The sequence below is a fragment of the Albibacterium bauzanense genome (assembly GCF_004339765.1).
Lineage (GTDB): Bacteria > Bacteroidota > Bacteroidia > Sphingobacteriales > Sphingobacteriaceae > Albibacterium > Albibacterium bauzanense.
Genome location: NZ_SMGO01000001.1, coordinates 819,767 through 836,373, shown reverse-complemented (window position 1 = coordinate 836,373; position 16,607 = coordinate 819,767). Strand labels below are relative to the sequence as shown.

16 protein-coding genes are annotated in these 16,607 nt (G+C 37.6%); 11 read left to right on the top strand and 5 right to left on the bottom strand.

Annotation, left to right across the window (positions count from 1 at the left end; translation table 11 throughout):
- Nucleotides 1–44: 44 nt before the first annotated feature.
- On the bottom strand, nt 45–1,550 hold the full coding sequence (locus tag C8N28_RS03805) for an OmpP1/FadL family transporter (protein ID WP_132221680.1): 1,506 nt from the start codon (nt 1,548–1,550) through the stop codon (nt 45–47).
- A gap of 67 nt (nt 1,551–1,617) precedes the next feature.
- Nucleotides 1,618–2,502: a hypothetical protein gene (locus tag C8N28_RS13820; RefSeq protein WP_185140120.1), complete on the bottom strand. Its 885-nt coding sequence runs from the start codon at nt 2,500–2,502 to the stop codon at nt 1,618–1,620.
- 169 nt (nt 2,503–2,671) lie between these two features.
- Here C8N28_RS13820 and proS point away from each other — a divergent pair, with 169 nt between their 5' ends.
- Nucleotides 2,672–4,144 (top strand): proline--tRNA ligase, encoded by a 1,473-nt coding sequence (proS, locus tag C8N28_RS03795; protein ID WP_132221678.1) that lies wholly within the window; start codon nt 2,672–2,674, stop codon nt 4,142–4,144.
- On the opposite strand, the gene C8N28_RS03790 is transcribed toward proS, so the two are convergent.
- Both C8N28_RS03790 and egtB read right to left on the bottom strand, forming a co-directional pair.
- Nucleotides 4,141–5,091, bottom strand: a complete 951-nt coding sequence (locus C8N28_RS03790; RefSeq protein ID WP_132221676.1) for an L-histidine N(alpha)-methyltransferase — start codon at nt 5,089–5,091, stop codon at nt 4,141–4,143. The genes proS and C8N28_RS03790 overlap by 4 nt on opposite strands.
- Before the next feature lie 7 nt (nt 5,092–5,098).
- A complete protein-coding gene (gene egtB, locus C8N28_RS03785; RefSeq protein ID WP_132221674.1) occupies nt 5,099–6,283 on the bottom strand; it encodes an ergothioneine biosynthesis protein EgtB in 1,185 nt (394 codons plus the stop codon).
- A 161-nt stretch (nt 6,284–6,444) separates the two neighbouring features.
- Here egtB and C8N28_RS03780 point away from each other — a divergent pair, with 161 nt between their 5' ends.
- Together C8N28_RS03780 and C8N28_RS13905 are read left to right on the top strand one after the other, a co-directional pair.
- On the top strand, nt 6,445–7,584 hold the full coding sequence (locus C8N28_RS03780; RefSeq protein ID WP_132221672.1) for a cystathionine gamma-synthase: 1,140 nt from the start codon (nt 6,445–6,447) through the stop codon (nt 7,582–7,584).
- 492 nt (nt 7,585–8,076) lie between these two features.
- Complete coding sequence (locus C8N28_RS13905; RefSeq protein ID WP_262708398.1) at nt 8,077–8,199, top strand: hypothetical protein; 123 nt, start codon at nt 8,077–8,079, stop codon at nt 8,197–8,199.
- Between the two features lie 58 nt (nt 8,200–8,257).
- Here C8N28_RS13905 and C8N28_RS03775 read toward each other — a convergent pair whose 3' ends face one another.
- Nucleotides 8,258–9,688: an alanine/glycine:cation symporter family protein gene (locus tag C8N28_RS03775; protein ID WP_132221670.1), complete on the bottom strand. Its 1,431-nt coding sequence runs from the start codon at nt 9,686–9,688 to the stop codon at nt 8,258–8,260.
- Between the two features lie 161 nt (nt 9,689–9,849).
- On the opposite strand from C8N28_RS03775, the gene C8N28_RS03770 reads away from it, so the two are divergent.
- The 8 genes from C8N28_RS03770 to C8N28_RS03735 all read left to right on the top strand — a co-directional run bounded on the left by C8N28_RS03770 (nt 9,850) and on the right by C8N28_RS03735 (nt 16,572).
- Nucleotides 9,850–10,293, top strand: a complete 444-nt coding sequence (locus C8N28_RS03770) for a 3-hydroxyacyl-ACP dehydratase FabZ family protein (RefSeq protein WP_132221668.1) — start codon at nt 9,850–9,852, stop codon at nt 10,291–10,293.
- Nucleotides 10,294–10,372: 79 nt separating this feature from the next.
- Nucleotides 10,373–11,266, top strand: a complete 894-nt coding sequence (locus C8N28_RS03765; RefSeq protein WP_132221666.1) for a helix-turn-helix domain-containing protein — start codon at nt 10,373–10,375, stop codon at nt 11,264–11,266.
- A gap of 164 nt (nt 11,267–11,430) precedes the next feature.
- Nucleotides 11,431–12,369, top strand: a complete 939-nt coding sequence (locus C8N28_RS03760) for a metal ABC transporter solute-binding protein, Zn/Mn family (protein WP_221410183.1) — start codon at nt 11,431–11,433, stop codon at nt 12,367–12,369.
- Nucleotides 12,366–13,151: a metal ABC transporter ATP-binding protein gene (locus C8N28_RS03755; RefSeq protein ID WP_132221662.1), complete on the top strand. Its 786-nt coding sequence runs from the start codon at nt 12,366–12,368 to the stop codon at nt 13,149–13,151. Before C8N28_RS03760 ends, C8N28_RS03755 begins: the two co-directional genes overlap by 4 nt.
- Complete coding sequence (locus C8N28_RS03750; protein WP_132221660.1) at nt 13,151–14,440, top strand: metal ABC transporter permease; 1,290 nt, start codon at nt 13,151–13,153, stop codon at nt 14,438–14,440. Before C8N28_RS03755 ends, C8N28_RS03750 begins: the two co-directional genes overlap by 1 nt.
- 11 nt (nt 14,441–14,451) lie before the next feature.
- Nucleotides 14,452–15,348 carry a metal ABC transporter permease gene (locus tag C8N28_RS03745; RefSeq protein WP_132221658.1) on the top strand — a complete coding sequence of 299 codons (897 nt, stop codon included), beginning with the start codon at nt 14,452–14,454 and terminating at the stop codon, nt 15,346–15,348.
- Between the two features lie 57 nt (nt 15,349–15,405).
- Complete coding sequence (locus C8N28_RS03740) at nt 15,406–16,062, top strand: tRNA1(Val) (adenine(37)-N6)-methyltransferase (protein WP_165870296.1); 657 nt, start codon at nt 15,406–15,408, stop codon at nt 16,060–16,062.
- A 15-nt stretch (nt 16,063–16,077) separates the two neighbouring features.
- A complete protein-coding gene (locus C8N28_RS03735; protein WP_132221654.1) occupies nt 16,078–16,572 on the top strand; it encodes a metallophosphoesterase family protein in 495 nt (164 codons plus the stop codon).
- The last annotated feature ends 35 nt before the right edge of the window (nt 16,573–16,607 follow it).

The window sequence follows — 16,607 nt, the reverse complement described above, 5'->3', positions numbered from 1 at the left end:
TGATACAGACCTCTTTAAAATATATTCGAATATCGGTTTTGTGCTTAGAACTTCAACCCAAGAGTTAAAAATACATTATCTCGTGAATTCTTAATAGTAGCCGGGTCAGTTGGGAAAGTTTCTGATTGATAAGGTGTGTAACCTATTTCTTGTCTGCTATTCAGGTAAGTTAAGTCAATATATACATTGTTTACCCGGTAACCTAAGCCTCCAGAAACTGTTTGTTTCGTAGAGCTGATATGTTGATATGGATTGCCTTGGTAGTTATAACCTGCTCTTAACAAGAAATCAGAAGTTAATCTATATTCCCCACCTAATCTGAAATTAGCAGCTCCTTTGTATTCACTACTTATTATATCTGCAGATTGATTGTCATTTGCCTGGTCATTCGTTGTAATTCGCATACTGGTATAATCAACGTACTCAACATCAGCACTGATTAATCCGCCTTCAAATTTTGCAGATACACCAGCATTTAAGCGGTATGGAGTTCTAAGATTATATTCTTCATAATATAATTCCTCATTGGGATGATATTCAGCGGTTTCAGTACCATCAGTTGGATCAATCCAGCTATCAAAAAACATTGAATAGTCGTCCGTTACCACATACCAGGTTGGAGAAGTAGCTGAGAATCCGATCTGAAACATGTTATCAGGACGATAAATTAGTCCGAGTGTTGCGTTAAAACCGGTACCATTTGTTTTTTGAGTACTAGATGAGCTAAGCGTATAAGGGGCATTTAAAAGCCCTGCATTCTCAGGTTTTAAGAAATTAGAATTAGGATTTATAACCAGGAATTCGCTTGCACTTTTTATATTTCCAAACTCATCAAATCTTTTCTCTGATCGATAGTTAAATCCGGCAACACCAATTGAAGCACCAACGTAAAACTGATTGTTATAATTTGCTCCAAAGCTAAAGTTGGTTTGGTATTGACTGCCGGTTCGTATATCACTATTCTTTTGATCATTTGTTAAGCTTTCGCTGGCAGATGTATAATAATGATTAGTTGGGTCAACCTCCAATAGCCAGCTATTTACGCCCCAGTCCTCAAACACAGGGTCCGTTGCTTCTGTTAAGAAATTGGTATAGCTACTGTTATTGTTTTCGCCTTCAAAATGGATAGTAGAGTTAAAGTCATTTGTTTTCGCATATCCTATTCCCACATTAAAGTTTAACCAGCCAGAATTTCTATATGCATTCCGGTGAATAGGCATATTGAAAACTACACCAGCCTGGTCGAAATTGAATTTTTCAACCTGTGCCGAAGAAGAAGTGCCGTAATAATTACCGTTATTATTATTATTAAGATAGTTTAAGCTGAAACCAACATCTGAAGAGTTGAAGAAACCTAACCCTGCCGGATTTCCTGTTATAGAGCTTAAGTCGCCACCAAGCGAAGTACTTGCATTTCCAATAGCTTTAAAACGAGCCGTTGAGCCAAGGTCAGTTTGCGAAAATCGCATTGCATCTTCAATATATTGAGCTTTGCTCAAACTTGCCATGCAAACTAAAGCAATTAGAATAGGAATTGTTTTTTTGTTCATAAAAAGGGTGTCTATATATCATCATAAAATTAAGCCGATGATGATATCACCATCGGCTTAATTTAAATTATCTTGAACGTGTATTACCGCCGCTTGATCTAGAAGGTGCAGAACTAGTCGGACGAGAGCCACTGCTAGTTGGTCTGCTTACTGTAGGTGCAGCTGGCCTTGCTACAGGTCTTGTTTGAGTAGGACGCGTTTGCTGCGTAGGCCTTGTTGTTGGTCGCTCTGTAGTAGGTCTTGTCGTTGCATTCGATGGTCTGCTATTTGTAGCACTAGGTACTCTCGTTGGCCTTGCGGTGCTGTTTATAGTAGGACGCCCTATAGAAGACGATGGTCTGTTAGGTCTAACAACATTGTCGGTTCCTAAGCGGGTAGGGCGCGTACGCTCGTTCCTAACGTTAACAGGATAACCTCCACCATAGTAAGAATAAGGTCCCCAGTAAGAACCATAATATGGATATCCCCAACCAAGACTTGAATATCCATAATATCCATAACCATAGTACCCATAAGGGCTATACCAAGAATTGAATGGATTATACCATGGACTGCCAAATCCTAGACCAAGGTAAAAACCTGATCTGAAAGGACTGTATTGAAAAGGGCTGTAATAATATGGACTATAGTAGTCGTAGCTACTTATCCAAGGATCGTAGAAAGGCATTCCGGGAGTACCGTAATAAAAACGATTGCTCCGATCTCCGTATAAGAATCGATCATTATAACCATCGTAATAATCATTATAATAATTGTCTGCATATTCCTGATCGCTGTATTGTTCATTAGCATCAGAATCGGTGTCTTGAACTACAACCTGAGGCTCAGGTGTTCGCCCATAAACATCATCAGGAAAGCTCCGCTGAGCTGTCTGCATCGTAGTACAAGAGGCCATTAACGCTAATATTCCTGAGAACGCCAGGCCTTTAATTATATATTTTCTCATCTTCATCTCTGTTCGTTTTATGCATCGTGGTCAATTACAAAAGTACGGACTATATTTATATGACGTAGTTTAATTCATAAACGATTTTTATTGAATATACGCTACATTATTAATAAATCCGTATAACTTTGTCAATGTAGTATAATATACGAATAAAAATTGAGATAATAAAGAAATGAGTAAGGGTATTACAAGCAGAAAAGAAGATTATTCCCAGTGGTATAATGAGTTAGTTAGTAAGGCTGATCTGGCAGAACATTCTGCTGTCCGAGGTTGTATGGTCATTAAACCATATGGATATGCAATTTGGGAAAAGATGCAAGCCGCTTTAGATAAAAAGTTTAAAGATACAGGGCATAGTAATGCCTATTTTCCTTTATTCATCCCTAAGTCATTTTTTACAAAGGAGGCTTCTCACGTTGAAGGTTTTGCAAAAGAATGCGCTGTTGTAACACATTACCGTTTAAAAGACGATGGTACCGGTAACATTGTGGTTGATGAAGATGCCAAGCTTGAGGAAGAATTGATTGTAAGGCCAACTTCAGAAACCATTATCTGGAACACCTATCGCGGATGGATCGAATCTTACCGCGACCTGCCTATCTTGGTTAATCAGTGGGCGAATGTTGTTCGTTGGGAAATGCGTACCCGTTTGTTCTTAAGAACAGCAGAATTCTTATGGCAAGAAGGCCATACTGCTCATGCTACAGCCGAAGAGGCCATTGCAGAAACAGAACAAATGCTTGATGTCTATGCAGATTTTGCAGAAAACTGGATGGCGGTTCCGGTAGTTAAGGGAAAGAAAACAGAAACCGAGCGTTTTGCCGGTGCTTTAGATACTTACTGCATTGAAGCATTAATGCAAGATGGTAAAGCCCTTCAGGCAGGAACATCTCACTTCTTAGGACAGAATTTTGCAAAAGCATTTGATGTTAAATTTACTTCCAAAGAAGGTAAACAAGAATACGTATGGGCAACCTCATGGGGAGTTTCTACTCGTTTGATGGGTGCTTTAATTATGGCACATTCTGATGATGCCGGGTTGGTTTTGCCACCTAAATTAGCTCCAATCCAAGTGGTTATTGTGCCAATCTACAAAACAGATGAAGAGAGAGCTGAAATTGTTGAGCTCGTTGACCAAGTAGTTGCAGAATGTAAACAAAAAGATATTACTGTTAAGTTTGATGACAGAGATAGCTACCGGCCAGGATTTAAATTTGCTGAGTGGGAATTAAAAGGTGTTCCATTAAGAATAACAATAGGCGCAAGAGATCTGAAAAACGGATTGGTAGAGCTTGCTCGTCGTGATAATCAGAGTAAGGAATCTGTTTCTAAAGAAGGCTTGTCACAGCGTATCGAAATTTTATTAGACGAAATACAGCATGCGATTTATGAAAAAGCATTGAAATTCCGTACTGATAATATTACCCTTGTAAACTCTTACGATGAATTTAAGGAGGTTTTAGAAGGAAAAGGAGGTTTCATATCTGCTCATTGGGATGGAACCGCTGAAACAGAGAAGCGCATCAAAGAAGAAACAAAGGCTACAATCCGTTGTATCCCATTAGATAATAAGCTAGAAGAAGGTCAATGTATATTGACAGGTAAACCATCCACTCAACGTGTTTTATTTGCCAGAGCCTACTAGTTTTTCCTCCATAAACTATCTACGAACCACTTTTTTGAATCAAGAAAGTGGTTCGTTATTTCAAAACCTGCAGCCTTAGCCAGGTCTTCAATTTCCTCAATACTATACTTCCTTGATATTTCCATAAAAATAGCCTCATGCTGTTTAAAATGAATAGATACTTCATCTTTTCCATCACTAAAGCTTACTTCCTGATCTTTTGCACTGATTAAATAACTCTTACAGGCCCCTGTCATGGGGTCATAGTTTGGGTAATGATAAAAAGCATCCAGGTCGAAGTTGCCAGCCAGCTTCTTGTTTATTCTGCTCAAAAGATTCAAGTTGAAATCGCGGGTTAAACCTGCTTTATCATTGTAGGCAGCAAGAATTGTTAAAGGATTTTTCTTTAAGTCAAAACCGATAAAAAACAGATCACCTGGTTTCAATAACTCCTGAACTTTCTGGCAAAGAGTTGTCGCATGGTCCATGTTCATATTCCCTATATTCGCTCCCAAAAATAAGATCAACTTAGGCTTGCTGCTTTGCTCGGTTAATTGCTTTAACATGGTTAGATATTCGCCATTTAACCCCTTTATTTGAATAGAAGGTAATATTTTAGGTAACTTATCCTCCAGTTGCTCGATAACATTTTGAGAAATATCGACAGGATAATAAGTGAAATCAGAACCCTTATCTAACAAGCCCTGCAGCAAAAAGACAGACTTACTCGCATCTCCTGCACCAAGCTCAATCAAATCAAATTCATTGAAATGATCAGTCACCTGATCAGCTATATCGGCTGATTGCTGCTGTAGTATTTCTAATTCACACTCACTTAAGTAATATTCAGGAGAATGCATAAGTTGTTGAAATATTGCATCACCAACTTTATCATAAAAATATTTTGAATACAGTCTTTTAGGATTACTTGATAGGCCTTGTTTTACATCATCGTAAAATTTGCTCATAGCTAATTTAAGGGTTTAAGATAATTCGGATACCCGTAAATTGCCATCTCGCAGAAGGGTAGAAAAAATTACGATAAGTATTTCTACTATGATCTTTTGGGGTAACTTCAGAAGCTCCGCGCAATACCATTTGACTGACCATAAACTTGCCATTATACTCTCCAATAGCGCCTTCTTCTTTCTTAAATCCGGGGTAGGGCAGATAAGCACTTTCCGTCCATTCCCAACGTTTGCCCCAATCAAAATAATCAGATGCAACTTCCCATTCAGCTTCTGTGGGCAAGCGTGTGCCTTTCCAGCTAGCATAAGCAAAAGCCTCGTAATAGCTAACATGGCAAACAGGTTCCTCAGGGTCAATGGCTTGAAAGCCATTAAGGCTATAATTGTACCATTCGCCATCTACTTTATGCCAGTATAATGGAGCCATAATTTCATTCTTTTTTACCCATTCCCAACCGTCAGCGTGCCAATAAACAAAATCAGCATAGCCTCCATCTTCAATAAACTCCAAATAATCTGCGTTGCTAACCAGCTCACTTGCTATTGAGAATTCCTGAAGATGTACTTTGTGTCTACCCCGTTCATTATCAAAGCTGAAGCTATCCGTATCGCTATTCCCGATCTTATAAATCCCTTCGGGAATCTGGATCGTACTTATTGGTTTTGGAGAAACAAGAACCTTTGGAGAAATATTGTAAACTGGAAAAAGAGGATTGTTGCCCAAAATGTATTTGATATCACATAGCAGTAATTCCTGGTGCTGCTGTTCATGATTTAAGCCCAATAGTATTAAGTTTTTTAAATCACGGTCCAAAAGAGTACTTGTCAAAAAACGTTTCATTTCCAGGTCAACATGCCTTCTATACTCATAAACTTGCGTTACAGTCGGCCGACTCAGATTTCCTCTATTTACCCGAATAACCCTTGCTCCTACTGATTCATAATAACTATTAAACACGAAATTATAATGCGGATTAAATGCCTCATATCCCTTTAAATGCTTGAGTAAAATGAAGGTCTCAAAAAACCAGGTAGTATGGCCCAAATGCCATTTCGGCGGACTCACATCTGCAATGGGTTGAAGCACATAATCTTCAACCTCTAAAGGTTCACAGATTTTTTCGGAAGCTTCTCTTACATCTTTGTATTGGTCAATTAGAATGGGATTTAAAACAGCTACAGAGGGATTCATAATTTCATATATTTTTATGATCTTTTATAAATATCGTAAAACTTTATTGGAAAACTATATAAGGCTATTGAAACTGATGAGTTTATGGTCTGTATTAAGTTTTGTACATTTGTTATCTTACCATTAAAGAACAATAAAAACGTTTAATTGATTTATATAATATGAAATTTGCAACCAAGGCCATACACGCTGGCCAAAGTCCGGATCCTACTACCGGAGCGATTATGACTCCGATTTTTCAAACTTCAACCTATACCCAAGCTGCTCCCGGCAAACATAAAGGTTATGAGTATTCGCGAGGAACAAATCCTACGCGTACAGCATTAGAAGATTGTATTGCTGCGTTAGAGAATGGCAAGTTTGGATTAGCGTTTTCAAGCGGAATGGCTGCAACTGAAACAGCCTTAAAATTACTTAAACCAGGCGATGAAGTAATTACAGGAAATGATCTATATGGTGGCTCATATCGTATTTTCACTAAGCTATTTGAACCCTACGGAATCAAATTCCATTTTATTGATTTCTCTAATCCGGAAACTATCCGTGAATACTTAAATGAGAAAACACGGATGATCTGGGTTGAAACGCCAACCAATCCTACTTTACAGATTGTTGATATTTTAGCAGTTTCCAAAATTGCAAAAGAAAATAATGTTTTATTAGCAGTAGATAACACATTTGCATCTCCTTATCTGCAAAATCCATTAGATTTAGGTGCTGATATTGTTATGCACTCCGTAACAAAATACATCAGTGGTCATTCAGATGTGGTTATGGGTGCTTTGGTTGTGAATGATGAAGAACTTTACAAACAATTATTCTTCTATTACAACGCTTGTGGTGGTACACCCGGACCTCAAGATTGCTTCTTAGCATTAAGGGGTATCAAAACCCTTCATGTAAGAATGAAAGCTCATTGTGAAAACGGCCGACAAGTAGCTGAATATTTAAGAAGCCACCCTAAAATTGAAAAGGTATATTGGCCTGGTTTCCCAGATCACAATAACCACGATATTGCTAAAACACAAATGCGCGATTTTGGAGGAATGATATCCATTGTTTTCAAAGATACTTCCATTGAAAATACCTTCCGCATAGCTTCTTCCTTTAAAGTATTCTCTTTAGCAGAGTCATTGGGAGGGGTAGAGTCTTTAATAAACCACCCTGCAACCATGACTCACGGTTCTATCCCTAAAGAAGTTCGTGAAAAAGTTGGTGTAGTCGATAATTTAATCCGCTTAAGCGTAGGTATCGAAGATATCGAGGACTTATTAGAGGACTTAAAGCAAGCATTAGCTTAACATTTCAAGCGCTAGTTTCAAGCTATTTATTAGCCTTAGCCTTAGTATTTGATAATTATTTCCAATACAAAAAGCCAATCCGAATGAGATTGGCTTTTTCCGTAAAAGTATATTTAAGATCATAAGTAATTAATTGAAACTGCTTTCTCCATACCTGGAAAAGGAAGAGAAGAGAAAGAGCAGTAGTTAAACAGTCCTTAAGCAGTCATTGTACCACTGCTTGAGGACTGTTTAACCACTGTTCAACCACTGTTTGACCACTGTTTGATCAAAACTATGTCTTACCCAGTATTAGCTATAATAATTACTGATTTTGGTTATACATATATTCCTAGTTCTACAGGAGCAGTACAAGCAGTTTTTCATTTAAATGACAATCTTTTGTCTTACACAAATAAATGCAAAATGGAATAGAAAGAAGGTGTAAATAAACAAAGTCCCTGGTTTTGTGTTGTAGATGAAAGATTAAATTTTACTTCAAGAAGACATCGTATGCAAAATTGGCTAAAAACAATAATTGCCGGAGCTGCCGCCTGGAGATGGGGTGGAGGTTGTATCGGAACAATATTAGTGTTCGTTATTATCTATTGGTTATTAGGACAAAGCGGTTGTTAGCTTAAACCATCAGTGCTGTTTGTAAATTAACGGTTGTTGCTTTGATACCAAAGGACTGTTAAGTTTTATCATCGCCCCATTCGCTGGTGTTTTTGATTCCTAGTTTTTTAGCATTAAAGACTGGTTTGATCCCTTGTTTGCGTTGAGCCATGTAATCATTAAATGCTATAAATGCAGGTTTCCTTAATAGGATGATAGCTATAAAGTTTAACCACGCCATTAATCCAACGCCAATGTCACCAAAGGTCCAGGCTAATTCTGCCGATTTTACGGTTCCATAGAAGGTTGCAATCATAATTAAACCTCTAAGCGACCAGAGCATCCATTTTTTGGTTCCTTTGCTATATAGGTAGCTGAGGTTGGTTTCTGCAATGTAATAGTAGGCCATTAAAGTGGTGAAAGCAAAAAACAGAAGAGCTATAGCCACAAATCCACTTCCAACAGCTGGAAAGTGGGTGTTAACAGCAAATTGCGTAAATGAACTTGGACCTTCGCCTGGAATGTTTTCAAGAATGAATCCACCGGCTGGGTTTTCAACGTTATATTGTCCGGTGAAGATAATCATCAACGCAGTGGTTGTACAAACAAAAATGGTATCTACGTAAACAGAAAAAGCTTGAACCAAGCCTTGTTTTACGGGGTGGCTAACTTCTGCAGCAGATGCGGCGTGCGGTGCAGTACCTTGTCCAGCCTCGTTAGAGTAGATCCCTCTTTTTACTCCCCATGCAACGGCCATTCCGAATATACCTCCAAATGCAGGTTCTAAGTCGAATGCTGAACGAAATATCAGACTAAAAACAGCAGGAACTTCCGTAATATTTATACAGACAATGATTGCTCCCATTAAAATGTAGGCACCAGCCATAAAAGGGACTACAATTTCAGCAACTTTACCAATTCTTTTAACTCCACCGAAGATGATAAGTCCCAGTAAGATAGTAATAAATGTACCGGTTGCCCATACTGGTATTTCAAAGGCATTAAACATGCTGGATGCGATGCTATTGCTTTGTACGCCTGGTAGGAATAAAGCAGTACTTAAAATAGTAACCACTGCAAATAACATAGCATACCATTTAATGCCCAATCCTTTTTCGATGTAATAGGCGGGTCCTCCTCGAAATTGGCCGTCTTTTACAACTTTATAGATCTGTCCTAAGGTAGCTTCAACGAAGGCTGAAGAAGCACCCAGAAATGCAATTGCCCACATCCAAAATACGGCTCCGGGACCTCCCATGGCAATGGCTGTAGCAACTCCAACAATATTACCTGTACCAACTCTTCCTGAAATCGCAATTGAAAATGCTTGAAAGGAAGATACTCCCTGATTGGAAGCCTGCCCATCAAAAAGCAAGCGAATCATTTCTTTTATGTAGCGAATCTGTAAGAAACGGGTTGCAACTGAAAAATATATTCCAGCTCCGATACAAAGTAGTATAAGTGCATTGCTCCAGATAATATCGTTAATAAAGGTAGCTATTTGCTCCATAATGGGGTTTTAATTGGTTGGTTATAAATATAATAACGTAGATATGTTCTTATATTTCGTATAAAGAAAAGAAAATTTATGTAGAAAATGTGAACAACAAGTTAAATTTATTGAAATTTAATTTACTAATCTTGTCTTGTTAATAGTGTAAATAATAATTTATGAATGCGAAAGATATATTAAACATTTTACCTTATAGTAAACCATTTCTGTTTGTGGATGATCTGCAGCGATTAGATGAGAATGGTGTTGTTGGAACATTTACTTTTGATGCTGGCCTGGATTTTTATAAAGGTCATTTCAAAGATAGTCCTGTTACGCCCGGTGTAATCTTAACAGAAACAATGGCGCAGATTGGACTTGTTTGCCTGGGCTTGTATTTGGTCGGAAACGCTGAAGATAGTTCAGTTGGCCATGTTATGCTTACTTCTACAGCGATTGATTTTTTGAAACCTGTATTCCCCGGAGAGAAGGTTACGGTAACGTCTGAGAAGGTTTATTTTCGCATGAAAAGATTGCATTGTAATGTATCTATGCAAAATGAGACAGGAGAAATAGTGTGCAAAGGGACGCTTTCCGGAATGGTTACAAAGATCTTGAAGTAAGGTTATTGCCAGTTGTCTGTTTGTAAAAAGTCTGATATGTTTAGCTTTGTAATAAAATTATCTTTAATATGGGAAGATTATGGAGGCGATAAACAATTTTGAAACAATTAACGATTTCAATAAATTCAATAACCACGAAACTTTACATCCTTTGGTGAATGTTTTAGATCTTTCTAAAGCGAACAAAAGAAAAGGTTGTAAAATGTTTTTTGGGTTATATGTTGTTTTTTTAAAGGATGTAAATTGTGGCGATCTAAGGTATGGACGGCATAACTACGACTACCAGAAGGGAACATTGGTTTTTGTGGCACCCGGACAACTTACTGAAGCAACAAATAAAGAATATTATCAGCCATCGGGAGTAGCTTTGGCATTTCATCCAGATTTAATTAAAGGTACTCCACTTGCTAAGAAAATAGGTGATTATAGCTTCTTTAGTTACGAAATGAGTGAAGCGCTTCATATGTCGGAACAAGAGCGACAAATTATATTAGATTGTTTCTCGAAAATCAAGTATGAAATTGAACATGCTGTTGATTCGCATAGTAAAACGCTTATTTCATCTAACATTGAGCTTTTTTTAAACTATTGTTCTCGATTTTACGATAGGCAGTTTATTACTCGGGAGGATGTGCATAAAGGGGTTTTAGAAAGATTTGAAAATTTGTTGAATGGTTATTTTAAATCTGATAATCCTAGGAATATTGGACTTCCTTCCGTTACATATTGCGCTAATGAGTTGAATCTTTCGACTAACTATTTCGGAGATTTGGTTAAAAAAGAAACAGGCAGATCACCACAAGAATATATTCATTCTAAACTGATTGATGAGGCAAAAGAAAGGGTTCTGGATCAGAATAAGTCTTTAAGTGAAATTGCTTATGAATTGGGTTTTAAATATCCACAGCATTTTACTCGTTTGTTTAAGAATAGAGTAGGGTATTTGCCAAGCGAATATAGGGTGCTGAATTAAATGTTTTTTAATAAAGCAAAAAGGGGAACGATTATAATCGTTCCCCTTTTTGCTTTAGGTTCTTTTGTTCCTTAGAGATCATTCGTTTAGATAAAGAGGAACGGTTAAATAATTCGCGATGTAAGTGAAAATATAATTGTTAGATTAATCTAAATTAATTAGTTTTGCAATATAAACTTGTAAATTTGGATATGCGGTATTTGTTCCTTTTAATATCATTTGTTTTTTTCTTTTCTTCCTGTCAGAATAAGGCAGCTGAAGTGCGGGATAAACCTTTGATTGTAGTTACAACAAGTTTACTGGCAGATGCTGTTCGTAATATTGTTCAGGACTCTGCAGATGTTCAGTCATTAATGGGTGCAGGTGTTGATCCCCATTTGTATAAAGCGAGCTTGGGCGATTTGGAAAAATTAATGCAGGCCGATTATATATTTTATCAGGGTCTTCATTTAGAAGGTAAATTAGCAGAGGTACTTGAGAAGTTAGGCCGTACTAAAAAAGTGATGGCTTTGGCCGATGAAATTCCAGAACAAATGATCCGGAAGGTTGATAAGAAAGGTGCTGTTCCTGACCCTCATATCTGGTTTAACGTAAAAATCTGGAAAGAGCTTGTGCTTATTGCTTGTGAAAAACTGTCGGCACAAATGCCTGGTTCGGCCTCTTATTTTGAATCGAATACAGCAGCTTATATTAAGAAACTGGATAGTTTGGATAGTTATGTGGAAGAGGAGATTGCTAAGATTCCGACAAGTAGGCGAGTGCTTATCACTTCGCATGATGCCTTTAATTATTTTGGATCTGAGTATCATATCGAGGTGAAAGGTTTGCAGGGAATATCTACGCTTTCTGAATTCGGATTGCGTGATGTGTCTGATTTAGTTAAAATGATTATTGACAGGGATATTCAGGCTGTTTTTGTTGAAACTTCTGTTTCTTCGAAATCGTTAAATGCAGTTGTTGCAGGTGTTCGGGAGAAAGGGAAGGAAGTGAAAATTGGAGGAACGCTCTATACAGATGCATTAGGCGAGCCTGCTTCAAAGGAAGGTACCTACATCGGAATGATGGAATATAATGTAAATACGATTGTTAAAGCATTAAGATGATGAATGAAAATAGCGTTCTTAAAGTAAATAGTCTGACAGTTGGATATACGCGGAAGCCAGTATTATGGGGAATTGATTTTGAAATTCCACGAGGTAAAATAGTTGGTATTGTGGGGCCGAACGGTGCCGGTAAATCAACTTTATTAAAATCGATTATGGGAGTTATTCCCATTACGAACGGTTCTGTAAAGATTTTTGATCAGTCGCTTGATGAGGTTAGAAAACGAGTGAGCTATGTGCCACAGCGTGAATCTGTAGATTGGGATTTCCCGGCTTCTGTTTTTGATGTAGTAATGATGGGTAGGTATGGCCGATTGGGGCTTTTAAACAGACCTCGTAAGGCCGATAAAGAGGTGGTATTGGATTGTCTGGAGAAGGTTGGAATGGCAGATTTTGCCAGGCGTCAAATATCTCAACTATCTGGTGGACAACAGCAACGAGTGTTTATAGCAAGAGCTTTGGCACAGCAAGCTGATTTTTATTTATTGGATGAACCCTTTGCGGGTGTTGATGCAGCTACTGAAGAAACAATTATCCAATTATTGAGGAAAATGTCGGAAGAGAATAAGACTCTGATTGTTGTGCATCATGACCTGCAATCTGTTAAGAAATACTTCGATTGGATAATTATGTTGAATGTGAATTTAGTGGCTCATGGACCAACAGAAACAACATTTACAGAAGAGAATATTAAAAAAACGTATGGAGGGAAGTTGACTTTGCTTTCTGATGTTAGAAATATTTTAGCAAACACACCCTATCCAACAAAGGAAAATAAATAATGCAGGCAGTAATAGATTTTTTCTCCTTTTCAGATCCTAATATTCGCTATGTGGTATTGGGGTCTATGCTATTGGCAGCGAGCTCTGCTATTGTGGGAGTATTTATTGTATTAAAGAAGAAAGCATTGATTGGCGATGCTGTTTCTCATTCTGTTTTGCCGGGAATATGTGCTGCATTTCTTTTTGCAGGTAATAAAAACATTCCTTTAATGATTATCGGCGCGTTTATATCTGGCTGGTTGGCAATTGTTATTATTGATTTTATTACGCGTAATTCTAAGATTAAGAAAGATGCAGCCATTAGTATTATCTTAACTGTATTTTTTGGTTTGGGTGTTGTGATGCTGACTCATATTCAACATAGTGGTTATGCTTCGCAGAGCGGATTGGAGAGCTTTATTTTTGGGAATGCAGCAGCTTTGATTGGAAATGATGTAATTGTGTTTTCCATTATTGCAATTATCTTAGTTATTACGGTTATTACCTTTTTTAAGGAGTTTGAATTAACCGCTTTTGATGAACCTTATGCTAAAACACTTGGCTTACCTGTATCCAGGTTAGAATTATTGCTTACTACGCTTACCGTATTAGCCGTTGTTACCGGTATTACGGCAGTTGGAGTTGTTTTAATGGCAGCTATGTTAATTACTCCTGCTGCTGCAGCTCGCTTCTGGTCAGATAATATTAGAAAGATTGTAATTATATCAGCCTGTTTTGGTGCGTTTTCTGGTTTGGCAGGAGCATTTATATCTTATATGGCACCTGCCATGCCTACAGGGCCATGGATGGTGGTTGCTTCTTCATTCATTGCATTTTTCTCTTTCTTTTTTGCACCAAAGAGGGGCTCTGTATTCTTGTGGTGGAATAAAAGACAGCATCTTAAAACAACTGATGAAGAAAATATACTTAAGATATTTTATCAACTGGGTGAACCTTCAGGTTATTTTGAAGGTGAATATTCAGTTTCAAAATTGATGGAGAAACGGACCGTTGGCCAGGATCGATTTAAGTCTGCTTTAAATCGCTTGAAAGGGCAGAATCTTATTGAACGTGTAGGAGAAGATTGGCTGCTTACGAAAAAAGGTATGAAAGAATCGGCCAGAATTGTGCGTTTGCATCGTTTATGGGAACTGTATTTAACAAAATACATGCAGATGCCAGCTCATAAGGTACATGAGAATGCTGAGATGATTGAGCATGTGTTAACACCAGAATTGGAAAAGGAACTTGAGATTCAATTAGGTTTCCCGGATCGGGATCCACATGAATCTGTTATACCAAGAATTTAAAAATAGAAGAGATGATCTCATTTTGGATAATATTAACCGGTGCATTGGTTGCTGTTTCAGCAGGTTTGCTGGGTTGCTTTTTGGTTCTTCGCCGAATGAGTATGGTAGGAGATGCCATCAGTCATGCCGTTTTACCGGGAATAGTAATCGCCTTTTTGATCAGTGGGAACAGGGAACCTTTAACAATATTAATAGGAGCAAGTACGCTGGGCCTGGTCACTACCTTTATTATTGAATATCTTCATAAAAAGGCGAAGGTGCAGGGCGATGCTGCTATTGGTGTAACTTATACTTTCTTATTTGCGGTAGGGGTAATTTTGCTGAGCCTTTTTGCGGGGCAGGTTGATATAGATCAGGATTGTGTTTTGTATGGCGAAATAGCCTATGTGCCCATTGATACATTGATTACAGCATCAGGCATGAATTTAGGCCCAAGACCTGTTTACTTATTAGGAGGTTTGCTGATTGTTATAGTATCGTTTATTATATTCTTTTATAAACAGCTTTCGCTTACAGCGTTTGACCCCGGCTTTGCTACTGCAATAGGTATTTCGACCGTACTTTGGCATTATTTATTAATGGGGCTGGTTTCTATTACCACTGTTGTTTCCTTCCAGTCTGTAGGAGCGATACTGATAATCAACTTCTTAATCGGGCCTCCTTCTATTGCTTATTTAATAACCAGAAGCTTGAAAAGAATGCTTATCTATACTGTCATTATTGGTATTTTGATTGCGTTTTTTGGCTATCAGATCGCAGCCTATTTTGATGTATCTGTTGCAGGCTGTATGGCAGTTACAACGGGCATTATTTTTGCGGCCTGCTTTGTCTATACCAGTTATAATTCAAAAATGAAAAAGAAAGATATTGTAATGACCCAGATACCTCAATCTGCTGAAACTGTTTAGATGGAAGAAGATATATTTAGATTTAAACAGTTTAATGTTAATCAAAAGGGTTGTACAATGAAAATAAACACCGATGGTGTTTTATTGGCAGTAAAGGCAAATCAGGATAATCAGGTTGAGTATGTTTTAGATATTGGTACCGGCACAGGTGTGATGGCATTGATGCTTGCGCAACGTTATCCACATGCCTATATTGAAGCAATTGATATTGATGAGGATGCTGTATTGTGTGCCCGACAGAATTTTATGAATTCGCCATTTAAAGATCGCCTGGAAGTACATCATACAGGGATTGAGGATTATCAGACTACGAGGTTTTATGACTTAATTGTTTCTAATCCGCCGTTTTTTATTAATTCATTGAAGAATGCAGATAAAAGGAAAAGTTTATCAAGACATTCTTCTATAGAGTTTTATAAAAAGATGTTTGAAAAGTGCGGAAGGTTCTTAACTCTAACAGGTGCTTTCCAGATTATCTGGCCTCTTGAAATTCGGGATCAGGTATTAAGTTTGAGTTTAGATGCTGATCTGTATTTGAATGAAGAGACTTATATTCAATCTTTTCCACACTCTGATCCTTTCAGGGTAATTTCAGTATTTAGAAAGTTGCCGCCAGATTTGTATGTTAGTAAGAACTTTGAAATCTATGAAAAGGAGGGAGTGTATTCTGCTTACTATCAGAGTTTGTTAAAACCTTTTTTTATTAATTATTGATTTCTTGATTAGCTTATGAAAAAGATTGGATTGCTTTCGGATACGCATAGCTATTTGGATGATGCCATTTTTAAACATTTCGACTCTTGTGATGAAATATGGCATGCAGGCGATTTTGGTAATATTGAACTTGTAGATACTTTAGCTGCTTTTAAACCTCTGCGCGGTGTATATGGTAATATTGATGGAAAGGAAGTGCGCGCGATGTTTCCTGAACAGAATAGGTTTACCTGTGAGGATGTTGATGTATACATGATCCATATTGGAGGTTATCCGAAACATTATCAGCCTGTCGTGAAAAATATAATGCAAGTTAATCCCCCTAAATTATTTATATCAGGACATTCACATATTTTAAAAGTGATGTATGATAAAGATTATGCTTGTTTACACCTAAATCCGGGTGCTGCCGGTAAGCATGGTTGGCAGAAAGTAAGGACAATTTTGAGGTTTATAATTGATGGTGATTCCATTCAAAATATGGAATTAATTGAGCTAGGGCCGAAATAAAAGGGATAAAGCAGTCATTTTTTAGTCATATATAA